Annotated in this window: 11 protein-coding genes; all 11 read left to right on the top strand. The window is 69.5% G+C overall.

What is annotated here, in order from left to right:
- Positions 1-102: 102 nt before the first annotated feature.
- The gene (gene nusG / locus APR04_RS08040) at positions 103-963 is read left to right on the top strand and encodes a transcription termination/antitermination protein NusG (protein WP_253869193.1); all 861 of its coding nucleotides are present in this window, start codon (positions 103-105) and stop codon (positions 961-963) included.
- A 74-nt stretch (positions 964-1,037) separates the two neighbouring features.
- On the top strand, positions 1,038-1,469 hold the full coding sequence (rplK, locus tag APR04_RS08035; RefSeq protein WP_253869192.1) for a 50S ribosomal protein L11: 432 nt from the start codon (positions 1,038-1,040) through the stop codon (positions 1,467-1,469).
- A 119-nt stretch (positions 1,470-1,588) separates the two neighbouring features.
- Positions 1,589-2,305, top strand: a complete 717-nt coding sequence (rplA, locus tag APR04_RS08030) for a 50S ribosomal protein L1 (protein WP_253869191.1) — start codon at positions 1,589-1,591, stop codon at positions 2,303-2,305.
- A 274-nt stretch (positions 2,306-2,579) separates the two neighbouring features.
- The gene (locus tag APR04_RS08025) at positions 2,580-3,212 is read left to right on the top strand and encodes an RNA polymerase sigma factor (RefSeq protein ID WP_253869190.1); all 633 of its coding nucleotides are present in this window, start codon (positions 2,580-2,582) and stop codon (positions 3,210-3,212) included.
- The gene (locus tag APR04_RS08020; protein WP_253869189.1) at positions 3,203-3,763 is read left to right on the top strand and encodes a peptidase associated/transthyretin-like domain-containing protein; all 561 of its coding nucleotides are present in this window, start codon (positions 3,203-3,205) and stop codon (positions 3,761-3,763) included. Before APR04_RS08025 ends, APR04_RS08020 begins: the two co-directional genes overlap by 10 nt.
- Before the next feature lie 381 nt (positions 3,764-4,144).
- Entirely contained in the window at positions 4,145-5,371 is a 1,227-nt protein-coding gene (locus tag APR04_RS08015) for a S8 family peptidase (RefSeq protein ID WP_253869188.1), read from the top strand.
- 297 nt (positions 5,372-5,668) lie between these two features.
- The gene (locus APR04_RS08010; RefSeq protein WP_253869187.1) at positions 5,669-8,005 is read left to right on the top strand and encodes a CHAT domain-containing protein; all 2,337 of its coding nucleotides are present in this window, start codon (positions 5,669-5,671) and stop codon (positions 8,003-8,005) included.
- Between the two features lie 155 nt (positions 8,006-8,160).
- Positions 8,161-10,758: a CHAT domain-containing protein gene (locus tag APR04_RS08005; RefSeq protein WP_253869186.1), complete on the top strand. Its 2,598-nt coding sequence runs from the start codon at positions 8,161-8,163 to the stop codon at positions 10,756-10,758.
- A 401-nt stretch (positions 10,759-11,159) separates the two neighbouring features.
- Positions 11,160-11,690, top strand: coding sequence for a 50S ribosomal protein L10 (gene rplJ / locus APR04_RS08000; RefSeq protein WP_253869185.1), 531 nt, complete (start codon positions 11,160-11,162; stop codon positions 11,688-11,690).
- An 82-nt stretch (positions 11,691-11,772) separates the two neighbouring features.
- Positions 11,773-12,153, top strand: a complete 381-nt coding sequence (gene rplL, locus APR04_RS07995) for a 50S ribosomal protein L7/L12 (RefSeq protein WP_253869184.1) — start codon at positions 11,773-11,775, stop codon at positions 12,151-12,153.
- Positions 12,154-12,547: 394 nt separating this feature from the next.
- Complete coding sequence (gene rpoB, locus APR04_RS07990; protein WP_253869183.1) at positions 12,548-16,060, top strand: DNA-directed RNA polymerase subunit beta; 3,513 nt, start codon at positions 12,548-12,550, stop codon at positions 16,058-16,060.
- Positions 16,061-16,132 lie beyond the last annotated feature (72 nt).

Here is a 16,132-nt window from a genome sequence, read left to right as displayed (position 1 = left end):
TTCGCGGCATTTTCGCGCGACAATGGGCGAACACAGCTCGTAGAGGTACGCACACCCGTGCCGGGCGCAGCCCGGTGCACGAAGAGAAAGCAGGTTCGTTTCGTGTCCCAGGACTCTCTGGACCAGACGGAGAACGTCTCGCCGCCCGAAGGCTCCGATGCGGCCGTCGACGCGCCCCTGGACGCCGAGAACGCTGACGTGCCTGCGGACGCCGAGACTCCGGCCGAGACCGACGCCGAGCCCGAGACCGACGGCGCCGAGGGTGACGCCGAGACCACGGACGAGAGCGAGGTCGAGGGCGACGCCACCGACGAGCGCACCGTCGACGCCGATGGCGACGTCATCGTGGACGAGGTCGAGGAGTTCAAGCGAACCCTCCGCTCCCAGTTCGGTGACTGGTACGTCATCCACTCGTACGCGGGCTACGAGAAGCGCGTGAAGACCAACCTCGAGAACCGCATCCAGAGCCTCAACATGGAGGACTACATCTTCCAGGTCGAGGTGCCGATGGAAGAGGTCGCCGAGATCAAGAACGCGCAGAAGAAGATCGTGAGCCGGGTCCGCATCCCGGGTTACGTCCTCGTGCGCATGGACCTGACCGACGAGTCGTGGGGCGCCGTGCGGCACACGCCGGGTGTCACGGGCTTCGTCGGGCACACGCACCAGCCGGTGCCGCTGAGCTTCGACGAGATCTACTCGATGCTCGCGCCGTCGATGCTGCCGCAGCCGGCCCAGGCCGGCCAGGCGGCCTCCGCCGGTGGCGCGTCGGCCGGTGGCAAGGCTCCGGTCCACGTCGACTTCGAGGTCGGCGAGTCGGTGACCGTGACCGACGGGCCGTTCGACACGCTGCCCGCCTCGATCTCCGAGATCAACGTCGAGGCCCAGAAGCTCAAGGTCCTCGTTTCCATCTTCGGCCGGGAGACCCCGGTCGAGCTGGGGTTCAACCAGGTCGCCAAGATCTGAGTCGTCAGCTCCCCAGCAGTGCAACCGGGTCATCGCCCACGGCGTCGGCCCAACCGAACAGAAGGTAGACAAGCATGCCCCCGAAGAAGAAGGTCTCCGGCCTCATCAAGCTGCAGATCAATGCCGGTGCAGCGACGCCGGCCCCGCCGATCGGCCCGGCCCTGGGTCAGCACGGCGTGAACATCATGGAGTTCTGCAAGGCCTACAACGCGGCGACCGAGTCGCAGCGTGGCAACGTGGTCCCGGTCGAGATCACGGTGTACGAGGACCGCTCGTTCACCTTCATCACGAAGACCCCGCCGGCCGCCGAGCTGATCAAGAAGGCCGCCGGCGTGCCCAAGGGCTCCGCGACGCCGCACACGGTCAAGGTCGCCTCGATCACGAAGGAGCAGGTCCGCGAGATCGCGACGACCAAGCTGCCGGACCTCAACGCGAACGACCTCGAGGCCGCTTCGCTGATCATCGCGGGCACCGCCCGTTCGATGGGCATCACCGTCTCGCAGTGACCCCTTCGTCGTGAGCGCGACCGAGTCGCGCTCACGACGAGACCATGGTGACCGGCGGACGTCGTCGGCCACCGCAGTGGCAGGGCCGCAGGGCCCGCTACGACCACAAGGAGAGAAACATGGCAAAGCGCAGCAAGGCGTACCTCGCCGCAGCAGAGAAGATCGACAGCGACAGCGTGTACGCGCCGCTCGACGCGATCCGTCTCGCCAAGGAGACCGCCACCGTCAAGTACGACGCGACCATCGAGGTCGCGTTCCGGCTGAGCGTCGACCCGCGCAAGGCGGACCAGATGGTCCGCGGCACGGTCAACCTGCCGAACGGCACGGGTAAGACCGCCAAGGTCATCGTGTTCGCCAACGCCGCCAAGGCGGAGGAGGCCCGCGCGGCCGGTGCCGACGAGGTCGGTGGCGACGAGCTGATCGAGAAGGTGGCCGCCGGCTACACCGACTTCGACTCCGCTGTCGCCACTCCGGACCTCATGGGCAAGGTCGGTCGCCTCGGTAAGGTCCTGGGCCCCCGCGGCCTCATGCCGAACCCGAAGACCGGCACCGTGACGATGGACGTGGCCAAGGCCGTCGCCGACATCAAGGGCGGCAAGATCGAGTTCCGCGTCGACAAGCACGCGAACCTGCACTTCATCATCGGCAAGGCCTCCTTCTCGGAGATCCAGCTGCTGGAGAACTACGCGGCCGCGATCGACGAGGTCATGCGCCTCAAGCCGTCGTCCTCGAAGGGTCGCTACATCAGCAAGGCGACCATGGCCACGACGATGGGCCCCGGCATCCCGCTGGACCAGAGCAAGACCACGAAGCTTCTGGAAGACGTCTCGGCCTGAACCGAGCGCTCCTGAGCGCGAGAAGGCCCGCATCCCCAAGGGGGTGCGGGTCTTTTTGATTTGTGGTCAGCGCTATGTATCGAACTTGGCGTTCGTCCCTCTTGTCTGGTGAGCGGCACCGTGCCGACGCGCATCGAGGAGAGGGGAGTGCCTGATGGGCACCGTCTTCTACCTCCCCGGATCCGCAGTCTCGGCCGTAGACTCGGCTGGTTCAAGTACTCCTCGTCCCCTACCGGACCTGGACACATCCGCCAGCAGAGAATCCCGTGGTGCAATGACAGGATCAAGGGAGGCCCTGCCCGACGTCGACGGGCCTGGGCTCACGCTCGGCGATCGCGCTGCGATCGCCTTGACCGAGTACCGCGAGGGCAACCACCAGGCACTCGGTGGCCTGGTCCGCGAGGCGACGCCGCTGCTGTGGCACACGGTCCGCGCGCAGGGCGTCGAACCCGACGCCGCCGAGGACGTGGTGCAGAGCACCTGGGTCGCGCTCGTGCGGCACGCCGAGTCGATCGCGGAGCCGAAGGCCGTGCTGAAGTGGCTCCTGGTCACGGCCAAGCGCGCTGCCTGGGAGGCCGTGCGCAAGCACCGTGACGACGAGAAGCGTCGCACCGAGCTCCCGGACGACAGTCCGGAGCACCCGATGGCGCTTCCCTCGAAGGATCCGCTGCCGGACGCCGAGGTGCTGCGCGACGAACGTGATCGCCTCCTGTGGATGTCGCTCCAGAAACTACCCGGACGCTGCCAAGAGCTGCTGCGTCTGGTCTCGCTCGCCGACCGTCCGGACTACCGGTACATCTCGGCGGCGATCGGAATGCCGATGGGTTCCATCGGCTCGACTCGTGGCCGCTGCTTGGCAAAGCTGCGCACCATCCTCGACGAGCAGGGGGACTTCTCGTGGACCTGACGCCGGAACCGAACAAGGACGAAGGGGCCATGGGGGACCTCTCGTTCGACCCGAAGGGCCGGCTGGACGCCGAGGACGGTCTCCTCCTGACGCGCCTCGCCCACCTGGTAGAGGCGGTCGACCCGGTTCCGAGCGATCTCGTCGAGCGGTCGCTGTTCGCGATCACGCTGGCCGGCCTGGAGGCCGACCTGATGGAGGCCGTCTACCTCGACACGCCGCTCGCGGGCGTCCGGGGGGCCGCCGCGGCCGCACGCGCTGACGACACCGCGCCGGCCGAGGCCAAGACCATCACCTTCACGCACGACTCGCTGACCGTCATGATCAGCCTGTCCCCGTCCGCCGGCGGCCGGGTACGGATCGACGGCTGGGCCGCTCCCGCGGCCGGGCTGGACGTGGAGCTGCACCGACCGGGGGCCGACGTCGTCACGGCCGCCTCCGACGAGGACGGCCGGTTCGCCTTCGACTCCGTCGAACGCGGGCGCGCGAGCCTGGTGGTCCGCCGGACCGACGGCGGTGGCGGCGCCGTGAGCACGCCGGTGATTGAGCTCTGAACTTCTGAACTGTTGGAACCCTGACCCTGCCGAGGGGGCGCGGCAAGGTCGGCCGAGTGCGTCTATCGATGGAGAGGTACTGCTGTGAGTGAGCCCATGCCCGAGGGAATGCACGTCCGGGACCACGCCGGAGGGTGGCGGCCGGTTCGGGAGCTGGATCCGGCGACCGACCAGATCCCCGGTGGAGGCCGGATCGCGCCGACTCGCTACGTCCGTGACCGGGTGATCGTCCGTGGTAATCCCGAGAGCGGGAACGACGCGCTCCTCGACCTCATCACGACTCGCGCTCGGGAGAACGGCGTCTCAGTCACGACGGGGGACTTCCAGCAGGCGCCGTCGCGTGGGGACGCTGATGTCCTGGGGGCGCGGCCCGATGTTGAGGTGCGGCTCGACGACGTGCGGGACGACTGGGACGCGCTGGGGCTGATGGCGGCTGTGGCGGAGGACGCGGGGGACGACCGCAAGCGGGTGTCGCTGGACCACGTGGTCACTGGCCACCGGAACAATGGGGGCTTCGGCGATCCGGACAAGCGGGTGCCTGCCACGTATCCGGGTGCCGCTCCCGTCCGCAAGGCCGACGGTGCGTCGCCCCTGGTGACCTTTGAAGGCGTCAACCGGCCCGTGGTCGCGATCCTGGACACGGGACTTGGGCGGCACCCCTGGTTCGACGCGCCGGGAACCGTGGTGCTTCGCGACGCGGCGCTCGACGGCCGGCCCATCGGTACCTATCCTGAGGATGACCTCGACGCAGAGCGCGAGGGGCGCCGCGACGGCGAGGCCTCGCCGCTGGACCCGTATGCCGGACACGGCACTTTCATCGCCGGGGTAGTCCATCAGATCTGCCCCGACGCGGCGCTGCTACCGGTGCGGGTGTACGGCGGGGACGGCACGGCTTCCGAGTGGGACTTCGCGCGTTCCGTGGAACGGCTGCTGGAGTTCCACCTCCGCGGGCTTGCGGGAGTCCCGGGATGCTTCCCCGTCGACGTCGTGGTAATTGCCAGCGGCTACTACCTGGAGCACCCCGAGGATGACGACGACTACGAGGGCATCTACCGCGGCCGGCTCCGGGATCTGCGGCGGGCGGGTGTGCTCGTTACGGTGTCCGCGGGCAACGACGGGTCCACGCGCAGGACGTTCCCCGCGGGGTGGGCGCCACCCGTCCGGCGGACGGGTGGCGCGGTAATCCCCGGCGATCTGCACGACCTGTGCCCGGAGTACACCCCGCTGCTCGGCGTGACCGCGTCAAACCCGGACGGCACGCTGGCTGACTTCAGTAATGACGGCCCCTGGATCTCGGCAGTCCGCCCGGGCGTGAACGTCCTGAGCACCATGCCCACTACGTTCGACGGGGCCGCAAAGGGCGAGCGGACCGCGGATGGACTGCGATATGCGGTCGACCGGGACGACTTCACCCATGGCTTCGGGACCTGGAGCGGTACCTCATTCTCGGCGCCCTACCTCGCGGGTCAGTTGGCGAGGGCGATGTACGCGCGGCGTGCGGCTGGCGAATTGCCAGCTTCGGATGCGACGGGGCGTGTGGGTGATGCCTGGCATGCTGTGCTTCAGGTTGGGGATCTCTACTCGGAGGTGCCCGGGGTGCCGGTGTGATGACCTGAATCGGGGGGCGCGGTGAGCAGCAAAAGCTTCGAGGTGCTCACGGAGCGATTCGAGCGTGCGCGGGACTGGAACACCCGTGCCCGCCCGCGTCGCGCTCGTCGCGATTTCCAGGCGCTGCTCCGCGATCTGGGTTGGCACAAAGAGAACGATGTGGTCGGCGCCGACAGAGTTACCTGGACGTGGCTCATCGCGCGGTCCTGGATGGGCCTAGCGCAAGCAGACCTCGCGATCTCGGGGGACCTTCCGGCTGCACTCGGGGCGCTCGACCGGGCGCTCGACGCCGCGCAGATGCTCGACGGGACGGAACGCCGGCGCATTGAGGCGGTGACCGCCGGGCAGCGGGGTTTGTTCCTACTCCGGGTCGCAGGGAAGCCGGCAGAAGCGGTGCGGCTCTTCGATCAGGTGCTCGCGGTCAGCGATGCCGGGTCGCCGCGAGACCTTGCGATGGCCTACCTCAACCGGGCCTTTGCTCTGTCCGATCTCGGGGACGTCGAGGGCGCATTGTCGGACGACCTTGCGGCCGTGCGGCACGCGGAGGCGGCGGGTTCGCCGGTGCTCGTGGCCTTCGCACGACACAACGCCGGCTACTACCTGAGCATGCTTGGTGATGCCCCCGCGGCGCTTGCGGAGATGGCGGCTGCGCGGGAGATCGCGCCCGATCAGGACGACGGGATTCCGCTGTTGGGTCGGGCCGAGGTGCTGTACGGCGTCGGCCTGCTGGACGAGGCGGAGGCGTTGCTGAACGAGGCTATCCCGCAGTTGCTCAGAGCGGGACGACGCACCGACCATGCCATCGCGGAGTACGTCCGGGCCCGTTGTCTACTTGCTCTTCTCCGCTTTGAGGAGGCCTCGACCTTTGCTGCTCGAGCGCGCAGCCACTTCACCGCCGCAGGCTACGAGCAATGGGCGGTACTTGCCCGGGTCCTGGAGCTTGAGGCATCCCTGGCTCCAGTTCGCCGAGGCGTGCATACGCCGACGAACAGCGCAATCCGACGACGGGCTGCGCAGGCTCTCGCTGCTGCCGCTAGAGGCGATGCTGCAGGGCCTGTCTTAGGCCAGCACCCGGGCCATGCGGCCCGCCTCGTTGCAGCCCAGTGGCTGCTGCTTGCAGGCGACCTCGACGTGGCCCGCGACACACTGGCCGATCTGCCCCGCGGCCTCATGAGCGCCCCGCTGACCATGCGGGTCCAGCACTACACGGTCCAGGCGGAGCTCGCGTTCGCCGGACGCAACCGAGCCAAGGGCCTGCGCGCAGTGCGTGCGGGGCTGAACCTGCTCGCTGACCACCGGACGCAGCTCGGCTCCGTCGAGTCGGTCACGGCTGCTGCCACGCATGGCGTTGACCTGACTCGCATCGACGTAGCGGCGGCCGCTCGCATGGCAAAGCCCGCCGCGCTGTTCGACGCGCTGGAGCGGGGCCGCTCTACCTTCTCTGGTGTAGGTCGTGTCACGCCGCCCGATGACCCGGAGGCCGCCGCACTCCTTACGGAGGCCCGCGGCTTGCTAGCCAAGGCTCGCGAGCTGGGGGCGACCGGGGCCAAAGAACGCGAACGGCTGACCCGCCGCGCACACCGTATTCAGAATGAGGTGCGCGAACGCTCGTGGCAGCATGCAGGCAACGCTGGCGCGGTGCAGCGCCCGGTCACGGCGCGCGAGTTGCGCCACGTGCTCTCCGAGCGCAGCGACAGGACCGCCGTCGTGGCCAACTTCCTGGTGCTCGATGGCGAGCTGCGCTGTGTCCGGTCGGACGCCCAGGGCGTGACAACCGTCGACCTCGGATCGGCGGAAGAGATGACTGAACGGATCCGCCGCATAGGCGCCGACTTCACCATGGCCGCCAACGACCTGATCCCCGCGCCGCTCCGCGCCGCCGCTAACGCGTCGCTGGAGCGCAACCTCAGGGCCCTTGACACCATCCTGCTCGCCCCGCTCCGCGCCGACGGCGACCTGTACGTCGTCGCCCGCGAACCCCTGCTCCGGGTCCCCTGGACGGCGCTCCCGTCTCGCAGCGGCCTGCGCACCGCCGTCAACTCATACGTGGCAAGGGGCCGAACCCACGCCCGCCCGAGCGGCAAGCGCCGCCTGCTTGCGGCGGCCGGACCTGGCGTCAAGCACGGCACCGAGGAAGCCCACGCCGTCGGACGCCAGTGGCCCGGCGCAACCGTGCTGACCGGAGACCACGCCGTCACCGAGCACGTCCGCAAAGCCCTCGCCACGCACGACGTCGTGCACCTCGCCACCCACGGCCAGCACGATGCCGACAACCCTCTCTTCGCGAGCATCGACCTCGCCGACGGTCCGCTGTTCGCCCACGAACTCGACGGGACACCGCTGCCTGGCTCGGTGGTGATCTTGTCGTCGTGCGAGGTCGGCGGTTCCACCCAGGTGCTCGGTGGCGAGGTGCTCGGTCTGACGTCGGTACTCCTGCGCCTGGGTGCCCGCGCGGTCATCGCGTCGGTCGCCAAGCTCTCGGACGAGCTCGCCGCCCGTGTCATGCCGCGCCTGCACGCCCACCTGCGGGAGTCTGACGACCCGGAGGCGGCGCTCGCGGCGGCTCTCAAGGACGTGGCGGAACCGGTCCCGCTGGTCTGCTTCAGCTCGGTCGAGGGCCTCGCGGTCGGGTGACCCCCGCACCGGCGAATCTGGCTCCAAGCTGGAACCTTCACCCGAACCCGCGTCCCTGACCTGCGGCGTCGAACAGGTCGGTGACACGGGCCAGCACACCCCGCTACCGTGTCCCGGCGGACGCCCGTGGTGGCGCCGAGAGGCTAGGGGGCAACATGTGGCCGGAGCTTGAGGCGGAGCTGCTGGCCGCGCGGGAGCTCAACTCCCGATCGCGGCCCGGCGACGCCCTGCCGCGGTTCCGGGACGTGCTCGACCGGCTTCGGATCATCGACACCAACCGCCTCGGGCCCGTGGACCACGAGCGCTGGGCCGAGGGCATGGTGCGTTCCCTGGCGGGGGAGGCTGTCGCGCTCCAAGCGGTCGAGGACACGCTCGACAAGCCGCTGGCGCTCCTCGAGGACGCCGACGCCCGTGCGGAGACCGCGCCGTCGTCGGCCCGGGTGAGTCTCGCCGCCGTCGTCGAGGGGACGCGCGGTCTGCTCCTCCAGCGTGCGGGCCGGCACGCCGATGCCATGGCGGCCTTCGACCACGTGCTCGCAGACCCGGCACTCCTGCCCCCGCGGGACCTCGCGGTGGCGCTGCTCAACCGGGGTGCTACAGCGATCGAGCTCGGTCGGCTGGACGCGGCGCTCCGCGACTTCGACGCCTGCCACGAGCGGGCGGTGCGCGCGGACCTGACCGGTGTCGCCTCGCTCGCGCTGCAGAACATGGGCTTCGTGCGGTACGCGCTCGGCGACATCCCCGGCGCGTTGCAGGCGATGGCGGCCGCCCGCGCCGTCGACCCGGAGCGTGCCGACGGGGTGCTCGACATCGGCCGAGGCGCCGTCCTCTACGAGGCAGGTCTGCTCGAGGACGCCGAGCGCGTCCTCACCCAGGCGATCTCTCGCATGGTCGTTCCCGGCCGGGCCCAGTACCGGGCGGATGCCGAGTACTTCCGCGCCCGCTGCCTCATGGCGCTGCGCCGGTGGGACGAGGCCCGCGTCGGGGCGGCCTTCGCCCGGCAGTACTACGCCGGCGTCGGCCACCCGCAGCGGGCCGCGGTCGCGCACGTCGCGGAGCTGGAGGCGATCCTCCTGCCGGTCCGCCGCGGCGAGGTCCCCGTGCCGCACGACGCCCGCCACCACGCCGAGCAGGCGCTCGAAGCGGCGCAGGCCGGCGACGAGGTGGACCCGCTCCTCGGGCAGCACCCGGGACTGACCGCGCGCTTCGTCGCCGCGCACTGGTACCTCCTGGCCGACGACGTCGCGGCGGCCCGTGCCGTGCTCGACAGCCTTCCCGACGGCATGGACGACGCCCCGCTGACCACGCGGATCCAGCAGCAGACGGTGCTCGCGCAGCTCGCGTTCGCCTCGGGGGACCGGGATGCGGGCATCGCCGCCGTGCGCCTGGGGCTCGGGCTGCTCGCCGACCACCGCGTGGGCCTCGGCTCGGTGGAGTCCGTGACCGCCGCCGCCGCGCACGGTGTCGACCTGCAGCGCACCGACGTCGAGGCCGCCGCGCGGACCGGACAGCCTGATGCGCTGTTCGAGGCACTCGAACGCGGTCGTGCCACGTTCGCGGGGGTGGGCGGCGCGGCCGCGCCGGACGACCCAGCGGTGCGCGCGCTCGTCACGGAGGCCCGCGGGCTCCTCGTCCGGGCCCGCACGCTCACGAGCCAGGGGAGCGCGGCCGAGCGCGCCTACCTGTTAGAGCGCTCCGGCAAGCTCCTGGCCACCGCCCGCGAACGCGCCTGGCACCGCGTGGGTGCCGACGCTGCAGCAGTCGAGGAGCGCCCCGCCACCGTGGCGGACGTGCGCAGCCTCCTGTCCGCCCGCGACGACGGCGCGGTGGTCGCCAACTTCCTGGTGCTCGACGGCGTCCTGCGCTGCGTACGCCTCGATGCGCACGGCACCCGCACCGTGGACCTGGGCCCACGGGCCGACGTCGCCGAGCTGGTGCTGCGCGCCCGTGCCGACCTCGGGGTGTGCGCCAACGACCTCGTACCCCCGGCGCTGCGCGACGTCGCCCGCCGCTCCCTGACCCGTAACCTCGACGCGCTCGACGAGCTCCTCCTCCTGCCCCTGGCAGCGGACGGCCCCTTGTACGTCGTGGGCCGGGACCCGCTGGTCGGCGTGCCATGGACCGCGCTCCCGTCCCGGCAGGGCAAGCGCACCACCATGCGCTCCTACGTCGCGCGCGGCCGGGCACACGCGCGGCCGGGGGAGGGGCACCGGCTCCTCGCGGCGCACGGTCCCGGGGTGACCCTCGGTGCGAGCGAAGTACGGGCGGTGGGCAAGATGTGGCCCGGCGCGACGGTCCTCACCGGCCCGTCCGCCACCACGGCGGCCGTACGCGAGGCGCTCGCCACGCACGACATCGTGCACCTGGCGACCCACGGCCGGCACGACGCCGACAACCCGCTCTTCGCCTCCGTGGACCTGGCCGACGGGCCGCTGTTCGCGCACGAGCTCGACGGCACGCGGCTACCGGGGTCGGTGGTGATCCTGTCGGCGTGCGAGGTCGGCGGGTCGTCGCAGGTGCTCGGCGGAGAGGTCCTCGGGCTCACGGCCGTGCTCCTGCGGCTCGGCGCCCGCGCCGTCGTCGCTGCGGTCGCCCCGCTGTCCGACGCCGTCGCCGCCCGCGTGATGCCGCGGTTCCACGCCCACCTGCGCGCCACCGACGACCCGGAGGCGGCGCTGGCGGCGGCGCTCGCGGACGAGACCGAGTCGGCGCCGCTGGTGTGCTTCGGCTCCCTGGAGGGCCTGACCCGCTGACACCGGCCGCACTGGCCGGCGTCGGCTGTGTCGAACGTAGGATCAGTCGCTGCAAGGGCGCTGTTGAGGCGACGGACGCTACGTTCGGCGACGATAGGGCGACGGACCCTACGTTCGGCGGCGTGTGGTGCGCGCCACCAGCTGTCGGTACGGCACTACTCCCGGGATCGTGTAATCTTCTCAGGTAACCCAAGACCGCCGGTTGTCCGACGCTGCTCTCTCGCAGAGTGGAAGAGGACCGAAGTCCCGCTAGAGCGGGGGCCTGCGTAGGTGCGAACTCGAGTGCGGCCCTGCCGCGCAACCGAGCCCCGTCGCCTGCGCCGGGGCTCTTTCTCATTTCCGGGGCCCAGCCCGGGGCGTACGCCTCAGGGAACGGTGGTACCACCACCGGAAGGACTGCCATGGCGACGCCGGAGAAGGCAGCCGCTGTTGCGGAGCTCGCGGACAAGTTCCGTGCCTCCAATGCAGCTGTGCTGACCGAGTACCGCGGGCTCACCGTTGCGCAGCTCAAGGAGCTGCGTCGGTCGCTCGGCGGCAACGCAACCTACGCCGTGGTGAAGAACACGCTTACGGAGATCGCGGCCAAGCAGGCCGGTGTCGAGGGTCTCGACGCCGATCTGAAGGGCCCCTCCGCCATCGCATTCGTGACCGGTGACCCGGTCGAGGCTGCGAAGGGACTGCGTGACTTCGCCAAGGCGAACCCCGCTCTGGTCATCAAGGGGGGCGTGCTTGACGGCGCCTCCATGACGGCCGCAGAGATCACGAAGCTCGCGGACCTCGAGTCCCGCGAGGTTCTGCTGGCCAAGGCGGCCGGTGCCATGAAGGCGAAGATCAGCCAGGCTGCTTACGCCTTCAGCGCCAAGCCCGCTCAGGTCGCTCGCGTCATCGATGCCCTGCGTCAGAAGCAGGAATCGGAGGGTGCTGCCGCCTGATCTGGGTGGTAGCACAGCAACAAACCCCCTGCTTCTGGCGGGCTGACCGGCCCGCGAAGCGATTACCGAAAGGAACGCCAACATGGCGAAGCTCAGCACCGAAGAGCTCCTGTCCACCTTTGAGGAGCTCACCCTTCTCGAGCTCTCGGAGTTCGTGAAGGCCTTCGAGGAGAAGTTCGACGTCTCCGCCGCCGCCCCGGCCGCCGTTGCCGTTGCCGGCCCGGCCGCCGTTGCCGAGGCCGTGGAGGAGAAGACGGAGTTCGACGTCATCCTCGAGGCCGCTGGCGACAAGAAGATCCAGGTCATCAAGGAGGTGCGCGCGCTCACGTCCCTCGGTCTCAAGGAGGCCAAGGACCTGGTCGACGGCGCGCCGAAGCCGGTTCTCGAGGCTGCCGACAAGGACGCCGCCGAGAAGGCCAAGGCTGCTCTTGAGGGCGCCGGCGCCACCGTCACCATCAAGTGACCTCTGGCGTAGACGCCTTCGGGCTGGTGTGACGGCGGCCCGGGCTCGTCCCGGGCGCCGTCCGCCGACTGCAGAGGCCCGCACCCCTCGGGGTGCGGGCCTCTCGTGTTTGCCCAGTTCAGCCGTTGTGGCCGCGCCGGTGCGGATACGCAACGATTCGCGATCTCGGGGCGTCTCGACGTGCAGGGACTGGGGCGACTGGACATACTTAAGGGAGATAGGTATGCTAGCGCTTTGCGCCCGCGTGTGCCCTCGACGCCTCCCCCTGCTTCCCGCAAGTCCTGGTTGCATCCCCGCTTGTGGGATGCCCTCCGGCGACCGGTGAATCCGGCAGAGCTTCCTGCAGCACCGCAGAGCGTACAGCGTTCACTCGAACTGCAGGGAAGGACCCCTCTTGGCTGCCTCGCGCACCCCTTCAGCTCCGTCCGCCGAAGCCATTGCGAACCGTACCGCTTCCCGTCGCGTTTCTTTCGCAAAGATCTATGAGCCACTCGAGGTCCCCGACCTGCTTGGCCTCCAGACCGAGAGCTTCGACTGGCTTCTTGGTAACCCAGCCTGGCAGGGCCGGGTGGAAACTGCCAAGGCGGCTGGCCGTAATGATGTCCCGGAAACTTCGGGCCTCGAGGAGATCTTCGAGGAGATCTCCCCGATCGAGGACTTCGGCTCCTCGATGTCTCTCTCCTTCTCGAACCACCGCTTCGAGCCGCCGAAGTACACGGCGGACGAGTGCAAGGAGAAGGACTTCACCTACGCGGCCCCGCTGTTCGTCACCGCGGAGTTCGTCAACTACACCACCGGTGAGATCAAGAGCCAGACCGTCTTCATGGGTGACTTCCCGCTCATGACGGCCCGCGGCACCTTCATCATCAACGGCACCGAGCGCGTCGTCGTCTCCCAGCTGGTGCGTTCCCCGGGTGTCTACTTCGAGCGCACCCCGGACAAGACCAGCGACAAGGACGTCTTCTCCGCGAAGATCATCCCGTCGCGTGGTGCTTGGCTCGAGTTCGAGATCGACAAGCGCGACGCCGTCGGCGTGCGCGTCGACCGCAAGCGCAAGCAGTCCGTCACGGTGCTGCTCAAGGCCCTCGGCATGAGCGAGGCGGAGATCCGCGAGGAGTTCGCCGAGTTCCCGTCGGTGCTCGACACGCTCGAGAAGGACCACGTCCACACGGAGGACGAGGCCCTGGTCGACCTGTACCGCAAGATCCGCCCGGGTGAGCCGCCCACGGTCGAGGCCGGTCGCGCGCTGCTCGAGAACTTCTACTTCAACCCGAAGCGCTACGACCTCGCGAAGGTCGGCCGCTACAAGGCGAACAAGAAGCTCGGTGTCGACGCGGAGCTGGCCGAGTCCACTCTGTCGCTGACCGACGTGGTGGCCACGATCAAGTTCCTCGCGGCGCTGCACGCTGACAAGCAGGTCCTGTCCGGCATGCGCAACGGCAAGCCGGTCGAGGTGCGCGTCGAGGTCGACGACATCGACCACTTCGGCAACCGCCGCATCCGCGCCGTGGGTGAGCTCATCCAGAACCAGGTGCGCACCGGTCTGTCCCGCATGGAGCGCGTCGTTCGCGAGCGCATGACCACGCAGGACGTCGAGGCCATCACGCCGCAGACGCTGATCAACATCCGTCCGGTCGTCGCGTCGATCCGTGAGTTCTTCGGCACCTCGCAGCTGTCGCAGTTCATGGACCAGAACAACCCGCTCGCCGGCCTGACGCACAAGCGTCGTCTGAACGCGCTGGGCCCGGGTGGTCTGTCCCGCGACCGCGCCGGCATGGAGGTCCGTGACGTCCACCCGTCGCACTACGGCCGCATGTGCCCGATCGAGACCCCTGAGGGTCCGAACATCGGTCTGATCGGTTCGCTCGCGTCGTTCGGTCGCATCAACCCGTTCGGGTTCATCGAGACGCCGTACCGCAAGGTCGAGAACGGCAAGGTCACCGACAACATCGAGTACCTGACGGCCGATGACGAAGACCGCTACATCATCGCGCAGGCGAACACGCCGCTGCTCGCGGACGGCACGTTCGTCCTCGACCGCGTGCTCGTCCGCACCAAGGGTGGCGAGACCAACGACATCCCGGGTGCCGAGGTCGACTACATGGACGTCTCGCCGCGCCAGATGGTGTCGGTCGCGACGGCCCTGATCCCGTTCCTCGAGCACGACGACGCGAACCGCGCCCTCATGGGTGCGAACATGCAGCGCCAGGCGGTGCCGCTGGTCCGGTCCGAGGCCCCTGTGGTCGGTACCGGTATGGAGCGCCGCGCGGCTGTCGACGCCGGCGACGTCATCGTGGCGACCAAGCCAGGTGTCGTCACCGAGGTCTCGGCCGACCTGGTGCTCGTGGCGAACGACGACGGCACGACGGGCTCGTACCGCGTGCACAAGTTCGTGCGCTCGAACCAGGGCACGAGCTACAACCAGCGCGTGCTGGTCGACGAGGGTGCCCGGATCGAGGTCGGCTCCGTCCTCGCGGACGGCCCGGCCACGGACGAGGGCGAGCTCGCGCTCGGCCGCAACCTGCTGGTCGCGTTCATGTCGTGGGAGGGCCACAACTACGAGGACGCGATCATCCTGTCGCAGCGCCTCGTGGAGGACGACGTCCTCTCCTCGATCCACATCGAGGAGCACGAGGTCGATGCTCGCGACACCAAGCTGGGCCCCGAGGAGATCACGCGGGACATCCCGAACGTCTCCGAGGAGGTCCTCGCGGACCTCGACGAGCGCGGCGTGATCCGCATCGGTGCCGAGGTCGGCGCGGGCGACATCCTGGTCGGCAAGGTCACCCCCAAGGGTGAGACCGAGCTGACCCCTGAGGAGCGCCTGCTGCGCGCGATCTTCGGCGAGAAGGCGCGCGAGGTGCGCGACACCTCGCTCAAGGTGCCCCACGGTGAGCAGGGCACGGTCATCGCCGTGCGCGAGTTCAACCGGGAGGACGGCGACGAGCTGCCCGCCGGCGTGAACCAGCTGGTGCGCGTCTACATCGCGCAGCGCCGCAAGATCACGGTCGGCGACAAGCTGGCCGGCCGCCACGGCAACAAGGGCGTCATCTCGAAGATCCTCCCGCAGGAGGACATGCCGTTCCTCGAGGACGGCACGCCGGTCGACGTCATCCTGAACCCGCTGGGTGTGCCGGGCCGGATGAACGTGGGCCAGGTGCTGGAGACCCACCTCGGGTGGATCGCCAAGCAGGGCTGGGACGTCTCGCTGGCGGACGACAAGGGCGGCGAGTGGCTGGAGAGCCTCCCCGAGGTCGCACACACGAGCGTGCCGGGCCGTCCTGTCGCCACGCCGGTGTTCGACGGTCTGGAGGAGGTCGCGCTCCGCGGTCTCTTCGGGGCCACCCTGCCCAACCGCGACGGCGAGCGGATGGTCAACGCGGACGGCAAGGCGTTCCTCTTCGACGGCCGCTCCGGCGAGCCGTTCCCCGAGGCCGTCTCGACCGGCTACATGTACATCCTGAAGCTGCACCACCTGGTCGACGACAAGATCCACGCGCGCTCGACCGGCCCGTACTCGATGATCACGCAGCAGCCGCTGGGTGGTAAGGCGCAGTTCGGTGGTCAGCGGTTCGGTGAGATGGAGGTCTGGGCACTCGAGGCGTACGGCGCCGCGTACACGCTCCAGGAGCTGCTCACCATCAAGTCCGACGACGTCCCGGGCCGTGTCAAGGTCTACGAGGCGATCGTCAAGGGCGAGAACATCCCCGACTCGGGCATCCCGGAGTCCTTCAAGGTGCTCCTCAAGGAGATGCAGTCGCTGTGCCTGAACGTCGAGGTGCTCTCGAGCGACGGCAGCCACATCGAGATGAAGGAGTCGGACGACGAGGTGTACCGCGCCGCTGAGGAGCTCGGGATCGACCTCTCGAGGCGGCCCAACGCCGCCTCCAGCGTCGACGAGATCTGACACCGGTCCGCGCCCGTTCACACCGGGCGCGGACCTGGACACCACGAGGGTTTTCGAGAACTTCAGGAAGTA

The organism is Promicromonospora umidemergens (genome assembly GCF_024171995.1).
Lineage (GTDB): Bacteria > Actinomycetota > Actinomycetes > Actinomycetales > Cellulomonadaceae > Promicromonospora > Promicromonospora umidemergens.
Note: the sequence above shows the minus strand (reverse complement) of the source record. Positions and strands in the feature narration are given on the sequence as shown.

Bases quoted from the DNA above. Each gene is read 5' to 3' on its own strand.
- rplL (WP_253869184.1), top strand. From the start codon at position 11,773: ATGGCGAAGCTCAGCACCGAAGAGCTCCTGTCCACCTTTGAGGAGCTC.
- rplA (WP_253869191.1), top strand. From the start codon at position 1,589: ATGGCAAAGCGCAGCAAGGCGTACCTCGCCGCAGCAGAGAAGATCGAC.
- rplK (WP_253869192.1), top strand. From the start codon at position 1,038: ATGCCCCCGAAGAAGAAGGTCTCCGGCCTCATCAAGCTGCAGATCAAT.
- APR04_RS08005 (WP_253869186.1), top strand. From the start codon at position 8,161: ATGTGGCCGGAGCTTGAGGCGGAGCTGCTGGCCGCGCGGGAGCTCAAC.
- APR04_RS08010 (WP_253869187.1), top strand. From the start codon at position 5,669: ATGCTCGACGGGACGGAACGCCGGCGCATTGAGGCGGTGACCGCCGGG.
- rplJ (WP_253869185.1), top strand. From the start codon at position 11,160: ATGGCGACGCCGGAGAAGGCAGCCGCTGTTGCGGAGCTCGCGGACAAG.
- APR04_RS08025 (WP_253869190.1), top strand. From the start codon at position 2,580: ATGACAGGATCAAGGGAGGCCCTGCCCGACGTCGACGGGCCTGGGCTC.